At 55.6% G+C, this 12,039-nt stretch carries 11 protein-coding genes; all 11 read right to left on the bottom strand.

The features are described from left to right. A partial coding sequence (locus tag M0974_RS25710) for a hypothetical protein (RefSeq protein ID WP_297843712.1) occupies positions 1-265 on the bottom strand: 265 nt, incomplete at its 3' end. A 12-nt stretch (positions 266-277) separates the two neighbouring features. Continuing rightward, positions 278-1,096, bottom strand: a complete 819-nt coding sequence (locus tag M0974_RS25705; RefSeq protein WP_297843709.1) for a hypothetical protein — start codon at positions 1,094-1,096, stop codon at positions 278-280. 1 nt (position 1,097) lies between these two features. Further along, positions 1,098-1,940 (bottom strand): DUF4123 domain-containing protein, encoded by an 843-nt coding sequence (locus tag M0974_RS25700; RefSeq protein WP_297843706.1) that lies wholly within the window; start codon positions 1,938-1,940, stop codon positions 1,098-1,100. Then, positions 1,937-4,012 carry a type VI secretion system tip protein TssI/VgrG gene (tssI, locus tag M0974_RS25695; RefSeq protein ID WP_297843703.1) on the bottom strand — a complete coding sequence of 692 codons (2,076 nt, stop codon included), beginning with the start codon at positions 4,010-4,012 and terminating at the stop codon, positions 1,937-1,939. Before tssI ends, M0974_RS25700 begins: the two co-directional genes overlap by 4 nt. A gap of 115 nt (positions 4,013-4,127) precedes the next feature. Continuing rightward, positions 4,128-5,009, bottom strand: a complete 882-nt coding sequence (locus tag M0974_RS25690; protein WP_297843700.1) for a serine/threonine-protein kinase — start codon at positions 5,007-5,009, stop codon at positions 4,128-4,130. Beyond that, on the bottom strand, positions 5,006-5,722 hold the full coding sequence (locus M0974_RS25685; protein WP_297843697.1) for a PP2C family serine/threonine-protein phosphatase: 717 nt from the start codon (positions 5,720-5,722) through the stop codon (positions 5,006-5,008). Before M0974_RS25685 ends, M0974_RS25690 begins: the two co-directional genes overlap by 4 nt. Beyond that, positions 5,722-9,204, bottom strand: coding sequence for a type VI secretion system membrane subunit TssM (gene tssM / locus M0974_RS25680; RefSeq protein ID WP_297843718.1), 3,483 nt, complete (start codon positions 9,202-9,204; stop codon positions 5,722-5,724). Before tssM ends, M0974_RS25685 begins: the two co-directional genes overlap by 1 nt. After that, positions 9,204-10,085 carry a type IVB secretion system protein IcmH/DotU gene (gene icmH, locus M0974_RS25675; protein ID WP_297843716.1) on the bottom strand — a complete coding sequence of 294 codons (882 nt, stop codon included), beginning with the start codon at positions 10,083-10,085 and terminating at the stop codon, positions 9,204-9,206. Before icmH ends, tssM begins: the two co-directional genes overlap by 1 nt. Positions 10,086-10,090: 5 nt before the next feature. Beyond that, positions 10,091-11,422: a type VI secretion system baseplate subunit TssK gene (tssK, locus tag M0974_RS25670; protein ID WP_297843694.1), complete on the bottom strand. Its 1,332-nt coding sequence runs from the start codon at positions 11,420-11,422 to the stop codon at positions 10,091-10,093. A gap of 2 nt (positions 11,423-11,424) precedes the next feature. After that, complete coding sequence (tssJ, locus tag M0974_RS25665; protein WP_297843692.1) at positions 11,425-11,925, bottom strand: type VI secretion system lipoprotein TssJ; 501 nt, start codon at positions 11,923-11,925, stop codon at positions 11,425-11,427. 5 nt (positions 11,926-11,930) lie between these two features. Next, positions 11,931-12,039, bottom strand: a 109-nt coding sequence (locus M0974_RS25660; RefSeq protein ID WP_297843714.1) for a hypothetical protein, incomplete at its 5' end; no start/stop codon positions are given.

Here is a 12,039-nt window from a genome sequence, read left to right as displayed (position 1 = left end):
TAAAGTTTGCGGGCATCGCAGTTTTCAACGTGAACTTGTCGTTATCCGTTGCGCCGCAGCCGCTTGCTAGCAGCATGGGGGTTATAAGAGCTATTCGTTTATAGTGTTTTGAGATATTCCCCAAGAACGTGCGTTTAGTCCGTTTTTCAGTTAAATCTGACGACCTTTGTAATGGCCGTATATCAGAACCTATCCATTCTCCACCATGTGGAGTGGTGACGGTTTTACGTGCAAAGATTGCCGCATTTAGATCATGAATAATCATAGTCATAATTCCTTATTCGGTGCACGTTGGATAGACGCTACAGTCACGACCATCAGGCATAATGAAGTTTTTGAATTTAGGCGGTGTTAAGCACTCCTCTTCCATGTCGCGACCCCAGTTCGCATCGCACGGTTTCCAGCCGCCAGCAGCGGCCTTAAACCAAAACCCTTTGTAATAGGGCTTTTCGGTATCAGCCAGTCTAATAGACATATTAATCGTCTGGCCGGGCAACTTGTCACGTTGAATACTGCCTCCTGGAGAATATTTCAAAACCTGACCGTTTTTGTCGATGGCGCTGCACTTCATGACTTTTGCGAGGAAACGCTTTGGCCCCATAGTTCTAAAAAACCATTGGCATTCACCATTAAGAATGGTACTTTCCGTGCTAACTAACTTTTCACTGTCGCCAGGATCTTTGTCGCGAATAGAAATACTCGCTTTAACTCCATCTACGTCCCACATCCCTGGCCCCCATTTCCCCTCGATATCTAGTTTCAAGCCTCCTAGTATCAGCGGACAATCGCCCGCGATCACCTTTAGCGGTATATGAAGCACCGCCGTATAATCGGAATCCTTCGTTCCGCTGGTGGAAGACTCTCTGTCTGCAACATACTTTCTCCTGGTCCATGGGGCCTTGCACTCTTGCGCCGTGGCCGGAATATAGTAGCCGTCAGCCTCAAGTTTAAAGTTTGCGGGCATCGCAGTTTTCAACGTGAACTTGTCGTTATCCGTTGCGCCGCAGCCGCTTGCTAGCAGCATGGGGAAAATAATAGTCGCCCATGCAGCGCGCTTCTTAATTTTCCTTGTAACCGTCTTAGTCAGTATATTCATATTAGTTGCCGCCGGCCCAGTATGTCGCTTCTTTATAAATTCGATCAAAATGCTGCTGCGGTGTTTCGTTCTCTTTTGGCAGCCAGCTTTCAATAATGGCTCCTTTTTCTTCCTTGAGCCGCTGGGTTACCAAAAACTGTAACTGTTCCGGCGTATGCCAATTCCACAGGTCAGCATCATCGAGTTGCTTATTTATCCACGCGTTGATATATGTACGTTGTTCCAGCTCATATATTTCTTCGGCATGTTCTGCGCGCACATATCGCTCGATATTGGTAAGCAATATCGCCCTCGATTGCTCCACCGGCGCAGGCACTCCCAACCAACCCGGATTACTGGGCACTGGATAAACGCCAGGACTCGGATTCTCAACCGTCGTCCACTTCATCCCATCCCAATAAAGAACACCGGCAATCGGTCCAAGGTATTCAGGCAGAGCTTCGGGTTTCAAATGATTCAGCGCCCGTGCCAATACCCGGTTGTCGTGGAATCGGTAAAGCGATTGCTCGGGACGTTGGCCGATGATGATTCGGGCGCGCCAGTGCTCGGCCATGGCGGTCAGTTGGTCGCCTTTACAGCTGACTAACCAGCCCCAGTTGCGCTCGGGGGTGTCGAGCAGTGAGTTGAGTAGCGGCTTCATTGCGCTGCTGATTTGCAGGATTAGTGGCCCGGTTGCTATAGCGCTGATCGGGGTTTGGGCATAGACGCTGATGTAGTTTGGCGTAGGTTCCAGAGCCAGCAGCGCTTGGTAGGTTTCCCGTTCACCTTCCGAATCGAAGATCAGGTACGTGGACCGCGCGAGGCGCGATTGTTCGGCCATCCATTGGTTGGGGAGGTGGTTCATGCGGCAGTTCCTTCAAGCGTGCAAAGGCCGTCACGGCAGGCTTCGCAGAGGGGGCAGAAGTCAGCGCCCAAGGCTTTGGTTTGCGCCATAACAGCGCTTTGGGAGAGGGCCATGACGGGAGGTAAATCAGGTGGCGCGATTAGCGCAGCGACGGAGCCTGGGATTGTTGGGCTGGCCGGTGTGCCGGGGATGGGAGCACCACCGAGTACGACTAGGGAGCTGACGAAGATGCCCGCAGCACTGATGATCAAGTGATGCCCGCCCGCGCTCAGCGACAGGCTTACACCTGCGTCCAGGACAATGTTGCCGCTGGACTTGAGGTGAGTTTCCACGCCGGTTTTGACGGTTAGCACTTGCCCCACCTCGGTGTGGCTGCTGGTGGCGACTTTCAGGTTATCGCCATCTAATAATTGAACTGATCGCGGACCGGTGGTGGTGCGGTCTTCGGCAGCGTTGAGCACCGAGGTGCTTTTGCCGGTGATGGTCTCCAGTCGTTCGTTGCCGACCTGAATGCGGCTGTCGTTCTGGATGTTTTGTTCCATGTCCCGCTGGGCGCGAACATAGATCATTTCACTGCCGCTTTTGTCCTCAAGGTACAGCTCGTTGTAGCCGGTGCTGGCGGGCGTGCTTCTGGAGCGGAAAACGCTTTTGGTTTTGTGTTCTGGAAGTGCGTAAGGCACCGGGCGCTGGCTGTTCGCTACGCACCCGGTGATCATTGGCTGTGCTGGATCACCGTTCATAAAGGTGATGACCACTTCATCGCCTACTCGGGGAATGGCAACTGCGCCATGGCCCGCGCCAGCAGAGCTAGAGGAGACACGCACCCAGCAACTGGTGGTCTCATCGTCTTGCTCAACGCGATCCCAATGGAACTTGATGCGTACCCGTCCGTATTCGTCGCAGTAAATTTCTTCGCCCTTCGGTCCAGTGACTTTGGCGGTCTGACTGCCATAAATCCTCGAAATCGGGTGTTGCAGTTGGGGCCGAAACTGGACCTTTTCCGGGATGGCAGTGAACGTATTGCGGTATCCCTGCGCAATTCCGGCGCCGTTATCGAGCGTGCTGGCGCCGAACTCTTCCAGCACTTGCGGCTGGTAGGCCTCGTGCTTGACGCAAAGCAATACCCAAAGAACGTTCCAGTCCGGGTCCGAATGTTCCTCGACACGCAGTAGCGATCCACTTCGCAGAAGTGCCTGATTGGTCGCGCCTTGAGCGAGCTGATAGTCGCTTCTGTGGCGCTCCAGCATTCGTTTTGCGCGCTCGCGGCCACCGGACTCCTCGGTGAAGTTACCGGGGTAAACGTAGTCCTCCAGGTGCGGGCGCATATTAGATTTTTTGAGTGTTTCCAGCTGAACGTGAGCTTGCTGGAAATCGAAATCACGGCTGACCACTTCACTGGTGCGGGCAATGACGCGCACGCTGAAGTCGTTGATGGACGGGCCTTCAGGCACCATTCCGTTAATCGCTACATGGGGTAGGACCAATGCCGGTTTTTTGTGAAAGAGGATTTCGTCATCACCGAAGATCAGGCGATGACCTTCTGCTGTGTGCTCAAAATAGAACCAACGGCCGTCTTCCTCGCATAACCTCAAAATAAAATCGAGGTCAGATTCAGCATATTGGACGCAGTAATCGCGCGCAGGCGTAGGCACGCCTCCTGCTTTGAACTCAAAATGCAGGCCGCTCAGTATCCCGTTCTCCTTGAGCACCTGGCTGATGATTTGGGTGGTCGTCTGGTGTTGGAAAATACGGCGGTGACTGGCAAATTGCAGGTAGAAGATAAAGGGTGTGAGCACCAGCGTATAGGACGTAAAGCGAGGCCCCGCCCTGCCCTTTTTGAGGGAGTAGATGTGACCGTGCAGGCCTTCACCGCCATCCCCAAAGCGCAGAAAGGCTTCTTGGTGCAGTAGGTTTTCAAAGTCCCGGGGATCACGCTCGGTAACCACTTCAATAGTGATTTGGTAAAGCTGGCTGATGGCTTCTTCACCGCAGAACGAGAGCACCAAAAGGTTATTTTCTTGCTCGCCTTTTACCTGCAGGGTGATTTTTGTGGTGCTGGCCGAATGAGACATTTGTCGGTCCTTGTATCGAAATGTTAAAGACCGACCTTGACCGATACCACCTCAAAAAAATGCCGTCCCAATCCGCTTCGTGTGTAGGAAAGCTCCCTACATTTGCTTAATCGACTTAAAACCAACGCCAAGACCTCGCAGGTGGCGCTTCTCGAAAAATATCCCGTAGTGCTCGGGCATCAATCGTGCGTTTTTGAGGCTTGAGTGCTAGCGCATTTTTCACTGCGGGCCAGCAGGTTGTGGGTAAATGTTTTGGGCAGTTCAGACCACGATCCAGTTTCTGTTCTCGCGCCTCAATCCCACTCAATCGCTGGAATGGATGTTTGCCACCCGCCAGTTCGAACAGCACACAGGCGACGGCAAACATATCGGTTCGCAAGGACAGCGCACCCCCTTCGAGCAATTCGGGCGCCGCGTATGAAGGCGTCCAGGCATTGAGGGTTTCTCGACGCAATTTGGGTAACCCCGCCAGCACGCCGTTAACCGCTTGCCCGAGGCCAAAATCAAATAGGCGCAGACCGTCTTCCGTCAGCATGACGTTGCTGGGTTTAAGGTCACCGTGCAGCACGCCTCGACTGTGGGCGTGCGCCAGTGCATCAAGTAGCTCAATGGCGATGTCACGCAATTCGATCCATGGCACCCCTAACGGGCGCTCGCAGAGCAGCCGGTCCAAAGGCAGGCCACGCATCAACTCCATGGTGATAAATGCGCGCTGATTGGCGGGCTCAATAGCAAAATCAAACACCTGCACCACGCCGGGGTGACGCAAATGCTGGGTCAGTACAAACTCGCTATACAGCAATGAACTTGCATCTGGTGAGGCCGCAAACACGTCGCTAAGAAGCTTCACCGCGATGGAGGCATCGGGAGCGCCCATTTGCTCATGCAACAAATCCCGCGCCCGATAGACCAGGCCCATGCCACCCGCACCCAGCAAACGCTCGATGCGATAACGGCCAGCCAGCACCTCAGGTAAGGGTGGCAAAGTCTCGGTCATTGGCTGATGACCACAGCGGTCAGATTGTCCAAGGCCCTGCTGCCCAGTACGGCGTCGAACAACGTGTGAAATGCCTCCAGGCTCAAGGTATCGCGCAACACGTCGTTTTCGAGGTCTTGATAAAAACCATCGCTGCACAGTAAAAACACATCGCCCGCGAATACCTCCAGCTCCATCACTTCCAGTTGGAGCGGGTCGCCCACGCCGATGGCCCGAGTCAATGCGTAAGCGTTGGGATGTATACGAGCTTTTTCGGGGGACATTTTTTGCTCCTCGATCAGTTCCTCCAACACGCAATGGTCGCGGGTCAGTTGATGCAAACGACCTTTGCGCAACAGGTAGCAACGGCTGTCGCCCGCCCACACACAGGCACCACGGTTGCCCTCGATCAGCAATGCCACCACGGTGCTGCCCATGATGTTGTCGCGGCGCTCGGGGGTGATGGTCAGTTCCTGGCTCATGCGCCGATTCAGCCAGTGCAAACACTGGCGAACCGCAATCACACCCTCGTCAAAGCTACCCACCTCGGGCAGTTCGCCGAGGTGGGTGACGATCAGTTGGCTGGCGACATCGCCACACTGGTGGCCGCCCATGCCATCGGCGACCGCCCACAGCCCGCGCTGTGGGCAGTCGAGAAAAGCGTCTTCGTTGCGCGCTCGAACATTGCCGGTGTCGGTGCGCGCTACGCTGCGCCAAGGGTTTGCCTGCACCATCAAAGCTGGGCCGGCAAACGGAAGTTGCGCAGTGCAGCCACGTCGAACGGGTTCGGCGAGCGCTGTGCCAGCAACAAGTAATTGGCGCGCAGGCCACCGACGTCCGCTTTGAGGACCATCACATCCCGGCCTTTGAGGTATTCGGTTTCCATCAAGTCGAACAGGCGGAACAGCGACCATGGCCCGGTGTTTTTCTCGATACCGATAGGGCGACCGACCATTTTGTCCAGTACTAGGCTGGTGCGTCCGTCTTCGGCATCGGTGGGCCAGGTGAAGGACATCGGCACGATAGGGCCGTGGCGGTAGTCCATTTGCTGGTTGCCGAAACGGAACTCGGCGCGGCTCACGGTGGGGTCCAGGGTGTAGGGCTCAAGCTTGAATTGCACCTGCGGCTCGTTCGGGTCATGGGCGAAGAAGCTTTGGCGAATGACGTGCGCATGGCCCATTTGCACCAGGTACAAACGCGACATCGGCAAGCTGCGGCCGTCGATGCTGCGCAAGCGGTAGTTACCCGGCGTGCCGCTGACGAAGGGCTGCATGTAGCTGTCGAAGAAGCGGTCGGCCACGCCTTGCGCTTTGAAGAACTCGCGGAAATCGCTGATGGCCACGTCGCTGGTGCTGTGGGCATTGAACGGATAACGCTGGTGCAGGGCTTTGCTGTAGAACTCGTGCAGCTCGCTGAGGTAACGCTGGTTGAGGTACTGATACGCGTCGTTGAGCACCAGCATCCAGGTGTCTTCGGCCAACACGTCGAGCCAACCACTGATGGGCCGTGGCAAGCGACTGGTTGCACCGCGCAAGCTATTAAGGGCATCACGCTGGCCGGTCATGCGCAGCTTGGCCATTTCATACGCGGCTTGGTCTGGCTGGCTGGAACGGGCCAAGGTGGCGACTTGCAGTTGCAGGTCGTTGAGCGCCTGTAACGTCGGCATCAGTTCTGGGGCCGGACCGTTGTTGGCGTCGAGCAATTGATGCAGCGGTTCAAAACGACGTTGCATGGATTTCTTCGCCGTGTCCGGCAAACCCTTGGCAAGTGCGTCTTGGGCTTTTTCGGCTGCGGCAGAGGCCACTTTACCTAGCGCGCCTAACTTGCCGCCAGCATCGCCAGCAGCATCGGCCAGTTGTGCAACGCCTTCGCTCAGGTCAGGGAAGCGGGTGTTGTCGCGGACTTCGACCAGCAGTTGCAGCAGGGGTGAATTGGACGCGATCAGGCCCGCGAGTTGATTGGCGCCCTCGCCTGCACGGCCAAACGGTTGCAAGCTGATTTGGCCGATGGCCTCGCCCCAATGGTTGGCGTAGTCACGGAAATACAGCTGCTCCAGTTCGACCATCAAGCGCCGCAGGTCCATGCCGCTGATACCGGTGCTTTCACCCAGCACCCAGTTATCACGAAGGATTTCGTTCACCAGGCTCGCGCCTTTTGTGGTGAAGAATTGCTCATAACCGCGCTGAGTGTAGAAGCCTGGAATCAGGTAGTCGGTGCCGCGAAACAATCCGCCTTGCGGCCCCATGTGTTGGCTGAGACGGTACTCCGGCAAGCTTTGGGCTTGCTCGCGCAGTGACCGATAGACGACGGCGGCTTGGGATTCTGCGTGCAATACCTGACGTGCCTGGGCGACCAGGCCCTCATTGAGCGGGTAGACAAATCCATGTGCCAGCAGGCGATTGAAGTGTTCGCTCAAGCCATTTTGCACAGGGGTATTGCCCATGTAGCGCATCGACCAATCGGCGGCAACCCAGTCTTTGAGCCAGGTCGAATCACGGCGCTCGTTGAGGTTGAGCATCAGGTAAGCACGCAGGCTACCCAGCAGTTTTTCGCGGTTGTTCATGTTGGCGCGCACTTGCGCTTCGAGGGTGCGAGCAACACGGGGCAGCAGTTGTTTTTGCAGTTCGCGCTGGTAAGCGTCATCCAATACCGGGTTACTCGGTTCGCCCTGATACAGCCCGCTGCGTTCGTGCAGTTGCACATCACCCAGAGCCGGGAATATTTGGCTCGCGGCATAACCGGTGTTCAGCAGTTGAAGCGCCGCCATGGCATCGTCTTGTGGGGCCAATTCGGCATGTTGTTTGGTCAGGTTTTGCGCGAATTCACGCAGTTGTTCCAGGCGGCTGTGGTTGGCGGAAAAGCCTAAAGCCCAAAGCAAACCGAAGACCCCGAGTGCTGCGAATGCCGTCACGTACAACGCGCGCTGTCCCCAGTGAATTCGGCGCCGCTCGCGTTTGTTAAGCCCGGCGAGTTCGGCTTCGGGAAAGATGACTCGGCTTAGTAGATGGTTGATGAAGCGGGCAGAGCCGGCGAATGCAGATTGTCCTGCGCCATTGGTATCGGCCTGCTCTGCGTTCTGCCGAGCGCTGGTCAGATAGAAGCCTCGAAGCTGACTGGCGCGCTCGTAACGATTGCCGCCGAAAGCTTGGGCAACAAAGTTACCCAAGCTTTCGCCAACTTTTCCAAGCCTATGGGGGAAGTCAAGAATCAGGGCGCGCCGGGCTGGTTTTTGTTCTTGCTGCATGCGCGTGATGACCTGACTGTTCAGGCGTCGGAGCAGTTCCTCAAACTCATGACGGAGCGCTTCGCGATCATTGCTACTCTGTCCTTTTTCAAAACTTGCACCCAATACTTGATCGCTTTCTTCCCGCGTCAGCTGCTCGAAAAACGCTTCAAAGCCGATGATTTGGTCGGCTTTACTGATCACCAAATAGACCGGTAAATCGACACGCAGCTGCTTGCGGATATCGTTTAACCGATCACGAACTGACTCGGAAAGCTCCGTCAAACCAACTTGATCGGTTTCGAGTAGCTCCATCGGTACTGTGATGATAAGACCGTTGAGCGGTCGATTACGGCGACGCGCTCGGAGCAGGCCGAGCAGCGTTTTCCAGGAATGGCTATCGACAGTGTCTGGAGCATGCTTAAGGTAGCGCGCTGCTGTGTCGATCAATACGCCATGTTCTCCGAAGTACCACTCGCAGAAATCCGGGTCAGCCGATTTGTCTTCAGTGCTGATTTTATTGAGTGGAAACTCTAGGCCTGACTGCTTCAGCAAACTGCTCTTGCCGCTGCTCTCTGGACCCATCAGCAAATACCAAGGTAAATCGTCGCGCCAACGTTCACTTCGTCCGCGATACAAGCTGGCGGTCTTTAATGTACGAACAGCCTTTTTAAATAACTTGCGCAGGCGTTTTTCGTCATCCTCGATTCGCAGTGTGAGTAATAGCTGGCCCTTGTTGTCAGCATCGGTCTCTGCTGCGTTCTTACGACGGGTAGTGCTCCAGCTGTCATAGACAATGAACAGACCCCATGCCAAGAACAGCACGCTGATACTCAGCAAACGGTGGCTCGCGTCCTGCCAAAACTTATGATCATCGACCGCCAGCAGCGGTCCGAAAAACCATACTGCCAACGCAGCAAACAACACCAGCAAGAGCGTCCATACCCAGGTTTTCCCGAGGAAGGTCGCCAGCTTTTTAAAGAAAATTTTCATCATGCATCCCTGCCCTGCAACGGCGGTTGGATCACTGCCGCATCAAGCTGACGGTAAGGTTCAAGAACGGTTTCGCGTTGTTCGCTCAGCACCCACGAAAACCCGGAGTACATGACTCCAAGACACATGAGTGTGAACAGCACCACCATCCACCACGGAACGATACGAACCAGGTTACGACGCTGATCCTTAAGGCCATGCCAGTGGGGCGACAATTCGCGCAGCGCATCCCCGCGCAGGTGGCGGATGGTCCGATAAAGACCGTCGCGGATGTCGTTAAGCTCAGCATCACCTTGCTTATCCGCCGAGTGATACTTGCCTTTGAACTCCAGCGCCAGGCAGAGATACATAAGCTCCAGGAGGTCCAAGTGCTTGACCGGATTGCCTCTGAGGCGGTCCAGCAAAATGAAAAATTTCTCGCCGCCGAAGGTTTCCGTGTGCATTTGATAAAGCAGGCTGGATGCCGATGCCGACCAACCTTTTTTGGGGTCTAGCGAAGGCGACGCTTTCAGTTCTGCAATCACCGCAGCTTCATCAAGGACGGTGCACAACACGTATGACGCGTCGTTAAGCAAATAGCTTTCAGCATTGAGATTCAGCGCACGCGACTGAAAAGTCCCAAGCTCTCGCGTCCACTCCTTTTTTAACTCGTCAAAGTTGTCAATTTTTGCTGTGTGCTGGAGCTCGACGAGCTTCGACAATAGCGAGGCAGCGGCCGCCACAAGAGGATTGATACTGGCACTGAATGTTTGCCTGGCATCCTGAACCTCTAGCTCTATAACTGGGGGCTTCCGATCAGTGACCCGCTGTGTGCCGACCTTGCCACCAATATGCGGTGCAAGCTGGGTCTGATCATTTTTATGACCGGTTTCACGGCTTATTTCGTTCATTTTTTGATCGCCCAAAATTTCAGCTCAAGCGCCGGAATATCTGCAGGCACATGAAATGCAAATCCACCTGACTTACTGAGTTGCGCCAGTTCGTCGACGCTTAAATCAAGGGCGAAGTAGACCTTGTCGGCGTGGTACGCAATCTGACGTGGCGCCACCGGTAGCGGTCGCACGCGTAAACCAGGCATGTGGTGATTGACCATGCCGCGGATGGTTTCTACGGTCCCGACTTTGAGCTGTGCGAGCAGACGTTTGCGCAGATCCTCGGCGGTGCATTGCGCACCGGCCACCAGTACGAAGGACGACGTTTCGAAATGCGAGTGGTCGGCAACGAGGGCGACCTGAACACCGTACTGATGCGGCATCAGCGGCAACGGCGTCGCATGCTCCTCCAGCACCATGCTCATCATTTGCTGGAAAACAGTAATCAGCGCGTTAAAACTCCGGCTCAAATCACTGTGCACATAGCTGAGCGTCGTTGGCGTACGTCTGTTCGCACTGGCGAAGGTCGATAGCTCGCCGACCACTGCCAGCAGTGTGCGGTACAGTTCTTCGGGGTGGACGTGTTGCAGATCTTGGTAATGCTGCAGTATCAGCTGCGTGCGGTTCATCATCTGCATCAGCATGAAGTCACCGACTTCGGAGCCGCCTGCCTTGCCGTTGGCGCTAAGGCGCTCGGCCAAGGCCGCCGCACGGGTATCCACCAAGCTTAAGGCTGTCGCCAGGCAAGCCACCACGTAGGTTGACGCTTTGGCGTGAATGACCGTCGGTGCAAAGTCACCGTTAAGCGTCACCCCGCCGTCTGCCGTGCAATCCAGGATCTCGCCGAGCTTGAGCGTGACAAACACCTGATCGCTTTTTTGTTCACCCAGCAGCAAACGAAAATCCGGGAGACCGCATTGCACTTGGCTGGCAATGCCCTCCCCAGCGTTGGAATTGGAAATGTTGGCGTCGTAGATGGAATAGCGTGCGAGTACGTCTTTGTCTTCGCTGGCTCGGGCTTCGATGTGGTTGCCGGTCACCACTGGCAGCGCCAGGTAGACCGGGGTTTTACCGATGTTGGGCGGTATCTGGATCATCAACGGCTTTTCACGGCCATCCAGGTCGAACAGGCTGCCGTCGGGCAAAATGCCGGTGGCGCGGCTAATCACCAGTTTGCTGTCTTTTAACGGCGCTTGATCAATCGCCAGCTCCAGAAAACCCCACATGTAGCGCCCCGTCAGCTGGGTGCGGGTATTCATCTGGTAATCGTAATAGCGGTCGCTGTGCTGAAAGTGTTGCGGGCGCAGGAGCATGCCTTCGCGCCAAATGACTTTATGAGCGTTCATGGTCAGTCTCCTGCCTTGCCCAGAAGGGTGGTGGCGTTGTGGATGCCGGCTTGATCCAGGCGCAACTCGGCGTAGGTGCGTTCGTTGGGGGTGAGCTGAACCACGTAACGCCATTTGGTTTCTGGTAGGTCGCGGTAGGCGGCGAGAACGCCGACGTAACGGCTGCCGCTGTCGACGCTGAGCTTGAGATCGAGGCTTTCGCCCGGTCGCAACTCCAGCTCTTCACTGGCCACCATGTCCGGGGCCAGAGACTCTTTGGCGCGTTCATACAGGCTGAAGAAATCGGCGTTTTCAAAGGCCACCGGATTTTTCAGCTCGATCAAACGCACGACAATCGGCGAGGGTCGGCCGTGCAAATCTGGGTTGAGTTGGTCGCTGGCGTTCAGCGTCAAGTCCAGCTTGGTCAGCTTGGAATACGGCGACAGCGTCGAGCATCCGGCCAATAGCAACAGGGCCGCAAAGATCCACAGCGATTTGAAATAAGAAGTCATGGAGCAGGACATGCGCGTCATCCTTGAGGGTCGGTGTGAAGGCTGTCGATCAGACGAACCTGTTCTTCGTAGGCCTGCACAAAGTCGCGGGCCAACAAGCGTTCGCTCCAGTCATCGTCTTGCCCG

It is taken from the genome of Pseudomonas sp., from assembly GCF_026224925.1.
In the GTDB taxonomy this organism is placed as follows: Bacteria; Pseudomonadota; Gammaproteobacteria; order Pseudomonadales; family Pseudomonadaceae; genus Aquipseudomonas.
This window is presented reverse-complemented; position numbering and strand designations above follow the sequence as displayed.